Genomic DNA, 15,029 nt, shown 5'->3' with positions numbered 1-15,029 from the left:
GCATACTTATGCGCACATTAGAACTTATGTTCAATACTAAGTCTTTGTAGGCATTGATTGTTCATTAACAGCCTAATGTTGCTTAATGTGTTGTTTAGCATCGTGCTTAGATTGCATGCTTTAACTTTTTACGGCTTGTGCCTGCCAATTATTTAATCTCAGCAAGATGATTTAACGGTTTGTTGAATGCACTTTGATGTCGTTCAGTTTGTGTGGTGTGTAAATACTGTGATGTGGTGTCGATGCTCTCATGACCGGCATCGGCCTGGACATGTGACAATGGGCGTCGGTTGATATTGATGTCATGCGTGATCCCAGTGTGACGAATATTATGCGCACTGAGTTTTCGCATAAGTTGGCTGTCGTGATCAAAACCATCTTTAGCGGCATTGTCTGCAGCTAAGTTAATCAGTTTGTCTATTTCGTCACGTATGTGGCGAATACCAAGATTGGCATTGATGACTCCAGATTCACGTCCATGGGCTGCTGCTTTGTGACGGACAAATATAGGATGTTGATCGTTGATGTTGGGTAAATCACTGAGACGCAGATAACGTCGATAATCAACTAGTCCAGCCAGCAACGCTTTTGATATAGCAATATTACGTGCTTTGCCGCTTTTAGAAAATGGCACGTGAAAATACCAGATACCAGAATGTGGATCTTGTCTAAACTGGCTCATGATCGGCGCGTAACCTGCGCGTGCACTTATTTCCGATATGCGTAAGTAGCAGCTATATAATAGTGTGATGAGGAATAAACTGCGTTGATGCTGCTCTGGTTGAGTGTCTGCTAATTGGCTTACGGTGCTAATAACATACGACCATTGTAACTCTGTAAACGCATGATGGTTGTTGTCTTCGTCAATGGTAAATTTACGTTTAATGGAGAATCGGCTGTGTTTAAGCCATAACTGAGCTGGGTTTCGCTCGGTGTATTCTTCGCTAATTAGATAGCCATAAAATGAGGATAATATTGCTATTTTAGTCTTCAATGCATTATCACTCAGTAGATATGGTAGGCATTTACCGAGGTGTTTTTTACCGATAAATGGCCGCCATTGTGGGTTTGGCGATCGCTCTGCGGTGGCTTTATCGAGTTTGAATTGCGCTACATTGAAATAGCCTATCAGTGTTTGTGGCGGCGATTGGCAGTAATCGATGTATTTGGCGATGTCTTTACGCGTTACCGCGATTGGCGATAATGCGACGACGTCAAAACACCAATGAAGAAATGTGGTTAACTCGCTGCGGTAGGCTTTATAGTTGTTTTCAGACTGCTTTTGCTCAAATAACCAATCGGCACAGTGCTCTATGATGAGCCCTGCATCGGCCACTTTATCTATTGAAATTCGGGTAATGTACTGATTAACGGATGCATTACCTTGTAAAACATGCTCTGCAGCATCAAATAGTGGTAATACTGGTGGCAGTTCATCAATGATATTGTCGGTCATATGATTAAGTCTAGGTTATTGATTATATTGCCTTATTATACTATTTTTTGCTTGATGCCGATAATGTTATTTATCGGCATCAATCGTAGCGATTTTTAATGATGAGTCTTGGATATGTTGATACTGCAATATCTTGGTCTGTTATTAACTGCTGCATACAATAATCTACTGCTGTTATTGGCTTGCACGCCTGCTGGCATTGCTTGTTGTGGCACGTAGACCTTTTTTGGCAGCTCCATAAACACAATTGCCAAACCGTTTGTTTGCTTGCCCTGTCTAGGCACTGTAAGTCTGCAGCACATAAATGACCTGCTTTGATTAATTGGGCCACTTTATCTGCATCGATAGACACATTTATTCTGTTCATGTGTGCTCCTTATTTCACGCTACTCTTTTTCATAACGTTATTGCTCTATTCCCTACTCACCCTGGAAAGATGAATGCTGTAGCTTAATAATACATTAATGAGAATAGTTATCAATTGCATTGTAGCTGTTCTAACCACTTCTGTGCTGTTGATCATATATAAGCGCATATAAGGCTCACTTGAAATGTTTAATCGACAAGTGCTGTTGAGCATTAATGCAATATGATGCCAGTACTAGTCATAAGATTTGAAGTGAAATGAAATATAGACAGTAGGAGTGAAGTTTTTGACGGGATGACACTGAAACTAACCATAATGACTATTAAATAGGCCTATTTAAGACCTTTGCTATAGTGAAATGAAATGCCTAAAGCCATTAAATTACCTCTGCCCTAGCCCACAAAGGTATAGTCATCTGCATATATAAGTTAGCGATAACGTTAGTTGTTATCGTTAGTTGTTATCGTTATCGGCTAAGAAATCGTACATTAGTGTACGTGGCTGTTGTTGGTAATCAAATGAAACAAATACTCGCCACACCATATAATTACTGCTGCATGAGCCAAAAATAACTGGACCTTGATAGACATTATCTTTTATTTCGGACAATGAAACTGGGATAATACCCATGAACATGTCGCGACCTTCTATTCTCATTGAAATATTAGTGATCTTTTGATTACTGGAAAGCGTAACTATTAACGGTTTTTCGCTTGGGGTATTGATGGGGTCAATCAGTAAACCGACTTGCAAGTCGGCCACCTTTTTGTAACATTCCCCAACAGAAAACTGACATAACGTTTTATCGATGACTAAATTAGCGTGTTCTTGTGTTTGTGGTTTGTCACAGGCTACTAAAAACATTAACAAAATATTTAAAATGATAATTCGGACAAGTTTGTGCACAATTTTTAACCTTTAGAGTTGAGTTAGTAACATTATCTTTCACAGATTGATCTAGATCAACTTTGATGCCTTTTGGTAAGTATCTTTTTTGACTTAGCTCAAGTATCATTACACCGTCTCATGCTAGAGAGAATTAACATGAGGTAACACCTTGACATATGGCATTAAAAACAGCATTAAACAGCTGATTTTATGACCACATGTTAATCTAACTGGTAAAGTTCGCTTTACTAAATATTAAAAGTATAAGTAATAAGCCGTGGAAGCATTATGATGAACCATTCCCAGTCTACAGGCGCTGATTACAACTACACTATTGTCCGCCAATTTGCACTAACCACAGTTTTGTGGGGAATCTTTGGCATGTCAGTGGGTGTATTGATTGCGGCTCAGTTAATCTGGCCACAACTGAACTTCGACACTCCTTGGTTAACGTATAGTCGTTTACGACCATTACACACCAATGCGGTGATTTTCGCGTTCGGAACATCAGCTCTTTTCGCTACATCCTACTATGTTGTGCAACGCACTTGTCAAATCCGTCTCTTTGCGCCCAAATTGGCCGCATTTACGTTCTGGGGTTGGCAAGCCGTTATTATTGCAGCTGCTATCACTTTACCAATGGGATTTACCCAAGGCAAAGAATATGCAGAACTAGAATGGCCTATCGATATCGCGATTGCGATTATTTGGATTAGCTATGCAATTGTATTCTTTGGCACAATCGCTAAACGAACAACGTCCCACATTTATGTGGCCAACTGGTTCTTTGGTGCCTTTATCATTACTGTTGCAGTACTTCACATTGTTAACTCAATGGCGGTACCAGTAAGCTTATTTAAGTCTTACTCTCTGTACTCCGGTGCAGTCGATGCGATGGTTCAGTGGTGGTACGGTCATAATGCGGTAGGCTTCTTACTTACTGCTGGTTTCTTGGGGATGATGTATTACTTCGTGCCTAAGCAAGCTGGTCGCCCAGTGTATTCGTACCGTTTATCCATTGTCCATTTTTGGGCGTTGATTGCGTTATACATTTGGGCCGGTCCTCACCACTTACATTACACTGCCCTTCCTGACTGGACTCAGTCATTAGGCATGGTAATGTCATTAATTCTATTCGCACCTTCTTGGGGCGGTATGATTAACGGTATTATGACCTTGTCTGGTGCGTGGCATAAGCTGCGTACAGACCCTGTATTACGTTTCTTAGTTGTTTCATTGTCTTTCTACGGTATGTCTACCTTCGAAGGCCCAATGATGGCAATCAAAACAGTTAATGCATTATCTCATTATACTGACTGGACTATTGGTCACGTTCACTCTGGCGCGCTAGGCTGGGTGGCAATGGTGTCTATTGGTTCTTTATATCACTTAATTCCAGTGCTATTTGGTCATGGTCGTATGTACAGCATGAAGCTGGTTAACGTCCATTTCTGGTTAGCGACTATCGGTACTGTTTTATATATCGTTAGTATGTGGATTTCTGGTGTTATGCAAGGTCTTATGTGGCGTGCGGTTAACTCTGATGGAACACTAACTTATAGTTTCGTCGAGAGTTTAGAAGCCTCGTACCCATTCTACTTTGTACGCTTTATTGGTGGTTGTTTCTTCTTAACTGGTATGTTCATTATGGCCTATAACGTTATTCGTACCGTTAAAGCGTCTAAAGATTCATTACCTGCTATTGCAGAAGCTTAAGGAGCAGATTCGATGAAATTTAATCATGAATTAATTGAAAAGAATGTCGGCCTGCTTGCTATCTTCACTGTCATCGCCATTAGTTTTGGTGGTTTGGTGCAGATTACACCACTGATATTTCAGAAAGACACTACTGAAGCCGTTGAAGGTCTTATTCCTTACACTGCTTTGCAGATTGAAGGTCGTGACATTTATGTTCGTGAAGGTTGTTACAACTGTCACAGCCAAATGATTCGTCCTTTACGTGCTGAAACAGAACGTTATGGTCATTATTCTGTTGCTGGCGAGTCTGTTTGGGATCACCCTTTCCAATGGGGTTCTAAGCGTACTGGTCCTGATTTAGCCCGTGTTGGCGGACGTTACAGTGATAGGTGGCACGAAGTGCATTTGCTTAATCCTCGTGACGTTGTACCACAGTCAAACATGCCTGGTTTCCCTTGGTTAGCTGAAAATAAGCTAGACGGCGAACTCACTGGTGACAAGATGACTATTCTGCGTAACCTGCATAAAGGCGGTTACAAAGGTAATGATCTTTACACTGATGAAGAAGTTGCTGGCGCTAAAAAAGCGGTTGAAGGCAAGACAGAAATGCAGGCGCTGATCGCTTATTTGCAATCTTTGGGTCACGCACTCAAATAGGAGGCAATAATGGATTACGGTACTTTTCAAGGTATTTTAACCATAGTTGTTATGGTGACTTTTGTAGGGATTTTCTTCTGGGCATACAGTAAGCATAGCAAGTCAAAATTTGACGAAGCGGCTAACTTGGTGTTTACAGAAGATGAACTTGCAAAAATGTCAAAAGACTCGGGAGATCAGAAGTAATGATTATGAGTAACTTCTGGAGCATTTGGATTTCTGTACTGACGATTGTGGTCATTGCTGGTTGTTTTATCCTTCTTAAACTGGTTAATAATAATTACACCGGTGTAGAAGAAGGTAAATCAATGGGCCACAGTTTTGATGGTATTGAAGAACTGAACAACCCACTACCAAAGTGGTGGGCGTACATGTTCTATTTAACCATCGTATTCGGTGTGATCTATTTAGCTCTATATCCAGGCCTAGGTAACTACAAAGGTCTGTTTGGTTGGACAAGTTCAAACCAAAGTATTGGTACTGAAAATGGCATTAAAGCTGACTCAGCTGCAGCGCTTGAAGCAGCAAAATCGGAAAACCGTTTATCTCAGTATGACCGCGAAGTGGCACACGCTGAAGAAAAATACGGTCCAATTTTTGCGGCTTATTTAGCGACACCGTTAGAAGAGTTAGTGAAAGATCCTGAAGCATTGAAGGTGGGCGGACGTTTGTTTTTACAAAACTGCTCACAGTGCCATGGCTCTGACGCTCGCGGTTCTAAAGGCTTCCCTAACCTTACCGATGACGATTGGTTATATGGTGGTGATTTAGCCACTATTAAAACTACTCTGATGAACGGTCGTAACGGCATGATGCCTCCAAAAGGTGGTTTACCTATCGAAGACAGCGAGATTAAAGGTCTAGCTGAATACGTGATTAAACTATCTGGTGGCGAACATGACGAAGCGTTAGCTGCTCAAGGTCAAGGTTCATTTATGAAAGGTTGTTTTGCATGCCATGGTATGGATGCAAAAGGCAACAAGTTCATGGGTTCGCCTAACCTGACTGATAATGTTTGGTTATACGGCGGCAGCCGTGGTGTGATTGCTGAATCTATCATTAATGGCCGTGCAGGTGTTATGCCAGCATGGAAAGACATTCTTGGTGAAGAGAAAGTCCATGTCATTACAGCTTATGTTTATAGCTTATCAAACAAATAGTTACTTATAAGTAACATCTAGGCCTCGATATTATCGAGGCCTTTTTTTTAAGTGATTATTAAGCCATTAAGGGGTAAAATAGCCCCCGAATTATTACCACCATTTTAGGACGAATTATGTCGGATCAACTCCCTTGGTATAAGCAGTTTTGGCCTTGGTTTTTAATCATTTTGCCAATGTGTGCGGTTATCGCTAGTTTAACTACATTAAAGATTGCTTTAGATAATTCTGACTCATTAGTTGCTGAAGATTATTATAAACAAGGCAAAGCCATTAACATGGATTTGCGTAAGATAAAGTACGCTCAACAGATTGGGATGAAATTTTTAGTTACCGTTGCCGATCAAGAATTAAAAATTACTCAACAAGGCGGTCCTGAATATCGTGCGGCATTGAATGTTCAGTTTTATCATCCAACGATTGAAGAAAAAGATTTCAGCCTTAATGCAACTGCCGATGCTAATTATGTTTATCACATCCCATTAGATGCTGCGATTACCGGCCCTTGGGAAGTGCGCATAGAAGGCTTTGATGCTAAATGGCGTATACAACAACGTATTGATATTAAAGATGACGTTGAATATTGGCTAAATTAATAGTAAATCCATTAAGTCTTTGAATGATGACATATTTAATTAAGCTGGTATAAATAGATGACATCTTGCTTTCATTGCAATGAGCCGGTGCTAACGGGTGAACAGTTTACAACCGTGATTAATGGGCAACCACAACCTATGTGTTGCCCAGGTTGTCAGGCGGTTTCACAAGCGATTATGGATGCTGGCTTAAGCAGCTATTATCAATTTCGTAGTGAGCCAGGCAATCGTCAAACTGCTTTGATCCCTGAGCAATTATCGCAGTACAGTGCTTATGATTTACCTGAAGTACAACAAGACTTTGTTCATAAACAAGGTGCTATTGATTCAACCTCTTTGTCTATCGACGGTATTACCTGCGCAGCTTGCGCATGGTTAATTGAACATAAACTCAAACCCATTGCGGGTGTCACTAATGTATTGGTTAATTCAACCACACAACGCGCATTAGTGAGTTGGGATAGTCAAATTATTCAACTCAGTGAAATTTTGCAGATTATCAGTAAAATTGGCTATCAAGCGGCACCCTATCAAGTTGATGAGCAAGAAAAACAATCAAAAGCAGACAGTCGTAAATTTTTACTCCGCCTTGGACTTGCAGGTTTTGCCACCATGCAGGTGATGATGTTTGCCCTCGCCTTATACACTGGATACTTTACCGACCTAGATGTTGAGTTTCGGGATTATTTTCGTTGGGTTAGCTTAATTTTTGCTACTCCAGTGGTATTGTATTCTGCGCAACCCTTTTATTTCAGTGCGCTTCGTAGTCTATTAAGTGGCAAGCTTAATATGGATGTTTCTGTCTCCATCGCGATTTTAGGTGCTTATATCGCCAGCTGTGTCGCGACAATTCAGGCCAATGGCGAAGTGTATTTTGAATCAGTATCCATGTTTACCTTCTTCTTATTACTTGGCCGTTATTTTGAACAAACAGCCAGACAAAAAGCTTCCGTCAGTTCGAGTAATTTACATAAGCTGGTCCCTTTGACCGCACATTTATACCGTGACGGCGAAATTACAGAGATCGCTGCTAAACAGCTCGTCATTGGCGATATTATTTTGGTCAAACCTGGTGAGGTGATTGCAGCAGATGCCGAGGTGGTTGCAGGCCTATCAAGCGTCAACGAAGCGATGTTAACCGGTGAACAAATGCCAATAGGCAAACAGGTATCAGATACTGTGTATGCTGGAACCATTAATGTAGAACAACCTCTTGAGGTTAAAGTCACTGCGTTAGGTCAAGATCAGCTAGTGGCTGAAATTATTCGTTTACAAGAACTTGCATCAAACAACAAACCTGCCATCGCTTTGGTGGCCGACCGTTTAGCTCGATACTTTTCCGCGACCATATTATCGATAGCAGCAATAACTTATTGTGTTTGGTTATTTATTTCTCCTGATGATGCCTTTTGGATCACCTTGTCGGTATTAGTTGCCACTTGTCCATGTGCCCTAGCCCTTGCTACGCCGACAGCAGTGACATGTGCGACGGCTATTTTTACCAAGTTAGGTGTGATTCCGCGCAAGGCCGGAGTTTTCGAAAAACTGACTAAAATTAATCATGTGGTGTTTGATAAAACGGGAACCTTAACCTGTGGCCATTTATCGATTGGTGAAGTACAAACCTTTGGCAAATATTCTTCAGAGCAAGTCCTATCGATGGCTGCTGCAATTGAACAAGGCTCTTTACACCCCATCGCATTAGCATTTAAGCCCTTTTTTGATAATAAACACTTTGTTGAAAATGTTGACCATCATATTGGATTGGGTATTCGGGCCAGTATCGGCCAACAGCAAGTTTGTATTGGTACGGTACAATTTGTTACCCCAGAGGCAAATATAGCGGCTTCGAAGGCAATAGAAAGTCAGTGGATTTATCTTTCCATCGATAATAATTTGGTCGCTAAAATTGAAATGCTAGATGAGCTAAGAGTTGATAGTTTAGCCACCGTAAATGTCTTAAAGGCAGCTAACATAACACTCAGTATTGCCAGTGGCGACAATTCGGGTCATGTTGAGTTTTTAGCAAGTAAACTTGGTATTTCTGATGTGCATTCAGGTTTATCGCCGCAAGATAAGTTAGCGTTAGTGAATCAATTACAACAACAGGTCAATGTGGCTATGTTTGGCGATGGTATTAATGACGCGCCAGTGCTCGCCGGAGCAAACTTGTCTGTTGCGATGGGAAGCGGCAGTGCTATTGCTAAAAACAGTGCCGACTTAATTTTACTGGGCGATCACTTATCACGTTTTAATGATGCTATCTTTGTCGCTAAGCAAGCCCAGCGAATAATTCATCAAAATTTGTTATGGGCTTTTGCTTATAACATGATTATTTTGCCATTGGCAGTTACTGGGCATGTTGCTCCTTATATTGCTGCGATTGGCATGTCTGTCAGTTCACTTATTGTGGTGAGCAACAGCTTACGCCTTCTTAGGATAAAGTTATGAGTATCATTTACGTATTAATACCTATTGCGATGTTGTTTGTATTGATAGCAGTCTCTATTTTCTTTTGGGCAGTAAAGTCTGAGCAATTTGATGATTTAGATAGACAAAGCGTGTCTATTTTATTTGATGAAGACGAAAACAGCATGAACAAAAACAGCAGTGCTAAAGCCGACTCTTCTAACGACAGCTCTGCAATTAATGATTTTCCAATTAACAGCTCTCCAATTAACCGTTCTGCTACTACCGATGTTGCCCAACAAAATACAGTTGGTTCTGCTGCTTCATCTACTACTCACACTAAACCAGAGTAAACCCAGTGATTGAATATAATGTTGGTGGTGCATTTATCGTGGGGTTAATGGGCGCTGCACATTGTTTTGGCATGTGCGGTGGATTGATTGGCGCTTTTTCAGCCAATATACCCACCAATGGCCAGACCCGCTTAGGCACTCAACTCACATTTCTGTGTGGCTACAATTTTGGACGTATTTTTAGTTACACAGTAGCGGGTGCGATTGTCGGTGGCAGTGTCTCAGCCCTTGGTCATTTATTTGATGTTGATAGTTATTTAATTTTTTTGCGAATTGTTGCTGGCATCATGATGATTCTTACCGGGCTTTATATTGCTCAGATATGGTTTGGCATTGTACACATTGAAAAAGTCGGCAAAATATTGTGGCGATATTTACAACCACTGACGCGTAAATTCATACCTATTACTCATCCATTGCAAGCTGTTATGGCTGGTATGGTATGGGGTTGGCTCCCTTGCGGCCTTGTGTACAGTACATTAACTTGGTCAGTTGCATCTGGTAGTGCATTACAAGGTGGCTTAATTATGTTTGCGTTTGGTTTAGGGACTTTACCTGCTCTATTCGCTGCAGGATTAGCCGCTAAAACCTTGGCTCAATGGGTACAAAAACGGGCAGTAAGATTATTCAGTGGCGGGCTTTTAGTGTTATTTGGATTGCAAACGCTTTACATCGCTTTTAATCAACTAAACTAGTTTATAACGGTCAAATATGCATTTATTGTCGTTAAGCTAGAGGCTATTTTTAAGTGGCTTCACAGATATTGATCTAAAGATTTTTATGTTTAAAATCAATGGTTATAAGTTAAGCTGTTAAGTATGTAGAATCATTTTTAAATACATTTTACTGACAAACTTTGGTATCTACAATGTGTTGAAACGAAGTGAGTTACAACTGTGTTTTAAAATGCCATGATTGCAGCGTCCATTCTCTTCATATAGTAAGTGCGACTCTGATGTTGAAGAGTACCTTATTAATGCAGAATGGTATAACATAGTAACGTCTTCATAAATTGAGATTGGGTATGCCTTCAGATTTGATTAAAGCTCGACGTCCATCTACTACCGGTTGCGCCATTCATTGTCACGACTGCAGTATGGAAGCCCTGTGTATCCCTTTTACGTTAAACAATGATGAGCTTGATAAACTCGACAGCATTATTGAACGTAAAAAACCCATTCAAAAAGGTGACCTTATCTTCAAGTCCGGTGACGTGCTTAAGTCATTGTATGCAATTCGCTCCGGTACAATCAAAAGTTATACCATTACTGAGCAAGGTGATGAGCAAATTACTGGATTCCATTTGGCCGGTGACGTCATTGGTTTTGATGGTATTCATGCACAACGTCATCAAAGCTTTGCCCAAGCCTTAGAAACCTCAATGGTCTGTGAAATCCCCTATGAAACTTTAGATGATTTATCTGGATCTATGCCTAAGCTACGCCAGCAAATTATGCGTTTAATGAGCAATGAAATTATGAGTGATCAAGAGATGATCCTATTGCTTTCAAAGAAAAATGCTGAAGAACGTTTAGCTGCATTTATTAATAACCTGGCTAATCGCTTTGGTAATAGAGGTTTCTCGCCTCATGAATTTCGTCTGACAATGACTCGTGGTGATATCGGCAACTATTTAGGCTTAACAGTTGAGACAATTAGCCGTTTATTAGGTCGGTTTCAAAAGTCTGGTTTAATTGAGGTTAAGGGTAAGTATATTTCTATTATCGATCACTCATCGTTAAGTACCCTTGCTGGAAATGCTCGCATCGCCACTTAAATTTGATATATATGATCTATCTCAAAGTTTATTTATTAGCAAACGGTAATACTATCAATAGGTAATGTAAATAAGAACTCAACAGCTTTGGAGGTTATATGAAGGATTATAAAAAGATATTAGTGGTGATTAATCCTACAACGGATCATCAACCCGCATTGGCACGTGCTGTTGAATTAGCGTCAAAAAGTCAGGCAGAGATAACTGCATTTTTATCCATTTTTGACTTCTCATATGAAATGACTTCAATTTTGTCCAGTCAAGAACGTGAAGCGATGCGCCAAGGTGTTATTGATCAACGTGTCGCTTGGTTAGAAAATGCCATAGATGGTTTTAGTAAATTCAATATAAAAATTAATACCGAAGTTGTGTGGCATAACCGCCCTTTCGAAAGTGTGATTAATCATGCGATGAAAGGCAATTATGATTTAATTGTTAAAAGCACCCACGTACACGACAAATTAAAAGCTGTAATTTTTACACCTACAGATTGGCATTTAATGCGTAAATCTCCGGTTCCTGTTTTATTAGTCAAAGAACACGATTGGCCAGTGGCTGGAAAAATTGTTTGTGCGGTTAATGTGGTGAGTGAAGATGAAGATCATCAAACGCTTAATGGCAAAATCATTAATCATGCACTCGATCTAGCCAAAAAATTCTCTGCTAGTGTTCATTTAGTCAATGGTTACCCTGGTACGCCAGTAAATTTAGCCATTGAATTACCCGACTTTGATGCCAATGTGTATAACAACACCGTGCGGATGCAACATGAGCAACGAGTACAATATTTAGCTCAAGCCTATAATATTCCGCTTGAAAATTGCCATGTTGAAGAAGGTTTGCCTGAAGATGTGATTCCAGAAATGGCGACAAAATTAGATGCAGAATTAGTGGTCCTTGGTACAGTTGGTCGCACTGGTTTTTCAGCGGCATTAATTGGTAATACTGCTGAACATGTCATCGACAGCATTAATTGCGATTTGTTAGCGATTAAACCTGATGGATATAAATCACCTTTAGAAGATTAGTCTCCAATAGAATAGGTTAACTACTTTACCCTGACCTCGAATACTGGAATAATACGCGCCCTGAAACACTTGGTTACTGGGCGCATTTTTATGTCTGAAGTTGATACAATCGCTAAACAAAATATTACTCGTATGAATAAACTGCAAAAGCGTCTACGACATGAAGTCGGTTCAGCCATTGCAGACTACAATATGATCGAAGATGGTGATCGTGTTATGTGCTGCCTTTCCGGCGGCAAAGACAGCTACACCATGCTGGATATTTTATTAACCCTTCAACAACGTGCCCCTATCAAATTTGAAATTGTGGCCGTTAACCTAGACCAAAAGCAACCAGGTTTTCCTGAGCATGTGCTGCCTGCTTACTTAGATAAGTTAGGCGTGGCTTATCATATTCTCGAAAAAGATACCTACTCTATCGTTAAAGAAAAGATACCTGAAGGCAAAACGACATGTTCACTTTGCTCTCGTTTACGTCGTGGTACTCTTTATGGATTTGCCCAACATATTGGCGCCACAAAAATTGCTTTAGGTCATCATCGCGACGATATTATTGAAACCATGTTTTTGAATATGTTTTATGCTGGCAAACAAAAAGCCATGCCGCCTAAACTATTGTCTGATGACGGAGCCAATATGGTCATTCGTCCATTGGCCTATTGCCGTGAGAAAGATATTGAAGAATATTCGACCCTAAAATCATTTCCTATTATTCCTTGTAACTTATGTGGCTCACAAGAAAATTTAAAACGTGGCGCAGTTAAAGACATGTTACAAATGTGGGATAAGCAACATCCTGGGCGTATTGAAACTATTTTTACTGCAATGCAAAATACCTCACCATCACAAGGTGTTGATCGCGAACATTTTGATTTTAAATCATTAAAGCGTAACCCAGATGCCGTAAATACTGGTGACGTAGCTGATGCCGACTTACCTGCTTTTGATTTTGTCGATATCAGTAATAATGGTCACATCAATTTAGACATTAGTAATCGAATCGATGTGGTGGCGACATTTAAGCCATAATAAATAGACTAGCTGTTAATAGATAAACAAAAGGCGTTGATATCAACGCCTTTCTTTTATTATTTATCCCGAGTTCAGACTACTGGGTTACGAGAGGACTCACAACACTGGGTTTGTGGGTAAATGAAATGTTTTTTATCTGATTGATTTGTTCGAGTGTTAAAGTGTATTTTTCGTCAGCTATTGATTCTACTTTATCAACAACAACCTTAACTGTTATGCCATCTGCTTGTATTTCAGCAAACTCAAACGTGAGTCCATTAATCGGTTTTCTAAAATACTTCATTGGAAAACCTTGTAATCCATCAAGTAATTTATTCATGTCATCGGTTAATGCTAATAGTTCTGTTTGAGTAAAACGTTGTTTAGTTTCTTTAGCGCGAACTTGCATGGCAATCCCACACTGTGCTGCATCACCCACCACATTAATATTGACTAAGCCGCGGTCTGATTTCAGCTGTGGATCGTAAGGAATAAATAAACGTTGTTGTTTGGTATATGTTAACGGGAACTGTTCTTTTTCAGTGGTAATACTGCCTGACACTATGATGCAATCAGGTGTGATAGGAACACTAAAGGCTAGCTCAACTAAAGGATAGTTTTGCTTATTCACTTGCTTTAATCGATCATAAAAGCCGTTGTACTCTAAAGAAACCGTTTCAGCAAAACTGCTATTCACTATAAAAATAGTCGATATAAAAATAAATCCGTTAAGTAGCGTACGATTACGCATTAGCTTTGTTCCCTTGTAAATATGGCTTATTGTGTTTAAGCATTTCGAGGAGTTCATCAATGTACTCATCTTTTCGTTCTGAATAATTCATTAACCCATAAACTAATTTCTCGGCTGTTGGTTTAACTTTTTGAGCCCGTAAATCGGCACGAATAGAACGAAATAAACGATACGCGGAATTGGTGTTTAAATTGATCATGTAAGCAATAATGGAATCTTTGGGTGAATCAAATACTGCAACCTCATGAATTTTTCCATCAGCTCGCGCTAATGGCACTAAACCACAGCCTTCAATAAAACACCATTGACCAAAGAAGTTAAACCCGTCGACAGCAAAACGTGAACTGCCCCAACCGCTTTCATTGGCAGCTTGAACTAATACCATATCAACCGGAATAATATCGATACGCTTTAATAATGGCATTAAGGTTATGCGAGTAATTGCTTTAACATCATATTGATATTTTTCAAGAATGGTTGTTAGCCTATCACTATCATTTTCACTCAGTCCTAAGCCATTATCAATTTGCTCAATAACAGCCAGTAAAAATTGACGATCGTGAATAATAATCTGATTTTGTGCTTCAATGGCCGGACGTAAAAAATCAAAAAATATTTGCTTTTTAGTGGCAATATCTTCTATTTCAGCAAATAACGGCACCTTACCTAGATCAATATTATTCAACTGACGTTCACCAGGTGCTACAGATATCTGGCTAGTGTTAGGAAAAATAAAGAGTCGCATCGCCAACAAAGCAACAACGGCTAAGCCTAACGCAAAAGTCACTTGACCCACATTGCCTATCTTCAACAGTACCTGCCTTATCAAAAATTCATTTCAACTTATAAATCCCGCTAATTATAACCTTAATAAACGA

16 protein-coding genes are annotated in these 15,029 nt (G+C 39.9%); 11 read left to right on the top strand and 5 right to left on the bottom strand.

Annotation, left to right across the window (positions count from 1 at the left end):
• Positions 1-148: 148 nt before the first annotated feature.
• From CXF88_RS18565 to CXF88_RS18555, 3 genes are all read right to left on the bottom strand, one after another.
• Positions 149-1,456: a site-specific integrase gene (locus CXF88_RS18565; protein ID WP_101088286.1), complete on the bottom strand. Its 1,308-nt coding sequence runs from the start codon at positions 1,454-1,456 to the stop codon at positions 149-151.
• Between the two features lie 79 nt (positions 1,457-1,535).
• Complete coding sequence (locus CXF88_RS18560) at positions 1,536-1,823, bottom strand: hypothetical protein (protein WP_101088285.1); 288 nt, start codon at positions 1,821-1,823, stop codon at positions 1,536-1,538.
• A gap of 453 nt (positions 1,824-2,276) precedes the next feature.
• A complete protein-coding gene (locus CXF88_RS18555; protein ID WP_101088284.1) occupies positions 2,277-2,729 on the bottom strand; it encodes a hypothetical protein in 453 nt (150 codons plus the stop codon).
• Positions 2,730-2,999: 270 nt separating this feature from the next.
• On the opposite strand from CXF88_RS18555, the gene ccoN reads away from it, so the two are divergent.
• From ccoN to ttcA, 11 genes are all read left to right on the top strand, one after another.
• Entirely contained in the window at positions 3,000-4,427 is a 1,428-nt protein-coding gene (gene ccoN / locus CXF88_RS18550; RefSeq protein ID WP_101088283.1) for a cytochrome-c oxidase, cbb3-type subunit I, read from the top strand.
• A gap of 12 nt (positions 4,428-4,439) precedes the next feature.
• Entirely contained in the window at positions 4,440-5,066 is a 627-nt protein-coding gene (ccoO, locus tag CXF88_RS18545) for a cytochrome-c oxidase, cbb3-type subunit II (protein ID WP_101088282.1), read from the top strand.
• A gap of 9 nt (positions 5,067-5,075) precedes the next feature.
• Positions 5,076-5,252 carry a cbb3-type cytochrome c oxidase subunit 3 gene (locus tag CXF88_RS18540; protein ID WP_011637473.1) on the top strand — a complete coding sequence of 59 codons (177 nt, stop codon included), beginning with the start codon at positions 5,076-5,078 and terminating at the stop codon, positions 5,250-5,252.
• A 5-nt stretch (positions 5,253-5,257) separates the two neighbouring features.
• Positions 5,258-6,226 carry a cytochrome-c oxidase, cbb3-type subunit III gene (gene ccoP / locus CXF88_RS18535; protein WP_101088485.1) on the top strand — a complete coding sequence of 323 codons (969 nt, stop codon included), beginning with the start codon at positions 5,258-5,260 and terminating at the stop codon, positions 6,224-6,226.
• 116 nt (positions 6,227-6,342) lie between these two features.
• The gene (locus CXF88_RS18530) at positions 6,343-6,822 is read left to right on the top strand and encodes a FixH family protein (RefSeq protein WP_101088281.1); all 480 of its coding nucleotides are present in this window, start codon (positions 6,343-6,345) and stop codon (positions 6,820-6,822) included.
• Positions 6,823-6,879: 57 nt separating this feature from the next.
• Positions 6,880-9,273, top strand: a complete 2,394-nt coding sequence (locus tag CXF88_RS18525; RefSeq protein ID WP_101088280.1) for a heavy metal translocating P-type ATPase — start codon at positions 6,880-6,882, stop codon at positions 9,271-9,273.
• Positions 9,270-9,584 (top strand): cbb3-type cytochrome oxidase assembly protein CcoS, encoded by a 315-nt coding sequence (gene ccoS, locus CXF88_RS18520; protein WP_101088279.1) that lies wholly within the window; start codon positions 9,270-9,272, stop codon positions 9,582-9,584. The genes CXF88_RS18525 and ccoS overlap by 4 nt, the downstream gene beginning before the upstream one ends.
• A gap of 5 nt (positions 9,585-9,589) precedes the next feature.
• Complete coding sequence (locus CXF88_RS18515) at positions 9,590-10,279, top strand: sulfite exporter TauE/SafE family protein (protein WP_101088278.1); 690 nt, start codon at positions 9,590-9,592, stop codon at positions 10,277-10,279.
• 329 nt (positions 10,280-10,608) lie between these two features.
• The gene (gene etrA, locus CXF88_RS18510) at positions 10,609-11,361 is read left to right on the top strand and encodes an electron transport transcriptional regulator EtrA (RefSeq protein ID WP_101088277.1); all 753 of its coding nucleotides are present in this window, start codon (positions 10,609-10,611) and stop codon (positions 11,359-11,361) included.
• A gap of 98 nt (positions 11,362-11,459) precedes the next feature.
• A complete protein-coding gene (gene uspE, locus CXF88_RS18505) occupies positions 11,460-12,389 on the top strand; it encodes a universal stress protein UspE (protein ID WP_101088276.1) in 930 nt (309 codons plus the stop codon).
• A gap of 90 nt (positions 12,390-12,479) precedes the next feature.
• Positions 12,480-13,418 carry a tRNA 2-thiocytidine(32) synthetase TtcA gene (gene ttcA, locus CXF88_RS18500; protein ID WP_101088275.1) on the top strand — a complete coding sequence of 313 codons (939 nt, stop codon included), beginning with the start codon at positions 12,480-12,482 and terminating at the stop codon, positions 13,416-13,418.
• A gap of 79 nt (positions 13,419-13,497) precedes the next feature.
• Here the strand turns inward: ttcA and CXF88_RS18495 are convergent, their stop codons facing one another.
• Positions 13,498-14,151, bottom strand: coding sequence for a DUF2987 domain-containing protein (locus CXF88_RS18495; protein ID WP_101088274.1), 654 nt, complete (start codon positions 14,149-14,151; stop codon positions 13,498-13,500).
• A complete protein-coding gene (locus CXF88_RS18490) occupies positions 14,144-14,962 on the bottom strand; it encodes a glucosaminidase domain-containing protein (protein ID WP_101088273.1) in 819 nt (272 codons plus the stop codon). The genes CXF88_RS18495 and CXF88_RS18490 overlap by 8 nt, the downstream gene beginning before the upstream one ends.
• Between the last annotated feature and the right edge of the window lie 67 nt (positions 14,963-15,029).

This window comes from Shewanella sp. ALD9 (assembly GCF_002836315.1).
In the GTDB taxonomy this organism is placed as follows: Bacteria; Pseudomonadota; Gammaproteobacteria; order Enterobacterales; family Shewanellaceae; genus Shewanella.
Note: the sequence above shows the minus strand (reverse complement) of the source record. Positions and strands in the feature narration are given on the sequence as shown.

Bases quoted from the DNA above. Each gene is read 5' to 3' on its own strand.
- CXF88_RS18565 (WP_101088286.1), bottom strand. From the start codon at position 1,456: ATGACCGACAATATCATTGATGAACTGCCACCAGTATTACCACTATTT.
- CXF88_RS18560 (WP_101088285.1), bottom strand. From the start codon at position 1,823: ATGAACAGAATAAATGTGTCTATCGATGCAGATAAAGTGGCCCAATTA.
- ccoN (WP_101088283.1), top strand. From the start codon at position 3,000: ATGATGAACCATTCCCAGTCTACAGGCGCTGATTACAACTACACTATT.
- ccoO (WP_101088282.1), top strand. From the start codon at position 4,440: ATGAAATTTAATCATGAATTAATTGAAAAGAATGTCGGCCTGCTTGCT.
- CXF88_RS18540 (WP_011637473.1), top strand. From the start codon at position 5,076: ATGGATTACGGTACTTTTCAAGGTATTTTAACCATAGTTGTTATGGTG.
- ccoP (WP_101088485.1), top strand. From the start codon at position 5,258: ATGAGTAACTTCTGGAGCATTTGGATTTCTGTACTGACGATTGTGGTC.
- CXF88_RS18530 (WP_101088281.1), top strand. From the start codon at position 6,343: ATGTCGGATCAACTCCCTTGGTATAAGCAGTTTTGGCCTTGGTTTTTA.
- CXF88_RS18525 (WP_101088280.1), top strand. From the start codon at position 6,880: ATGACATCTTGCTTTCATTGCAATGAGCCGGTGCTAACGGGTGAACAG.
- ccoS (WP_101088279.1), top strand. From the start codon at position 9,270: ATGAGTATCATTTACGTATTAATACCTATTGCGATGTTGTTTGTATTG.
- etrA (WP_101088277.1), top strand. From the start codon at position 10,609: ATGCCTTCAGATTTGATTAAAGCTCGACGTCCATCTACTACCGGTTGC.
- uspE (WP_101088276.1), top strand. From the start codon at position 11,460: ATGAAGGATTATAAAAAGATATTAGTGGTGATTAATCCTACAACGGAT.
- ttcA (WP_101088275.1), top strand. From the start codon at position 12,480: ATGTCTGAAGTTGATACAATCGCTAAACAAAATATTACTCGTATGAAT.
- CXF88_RS18495 (WP_101088274.1), bottom strand. From the start codon at position 14,151: ATGCGTAATCGTACGCTACTTAACGGATTTATTTTTATATCGACTATT.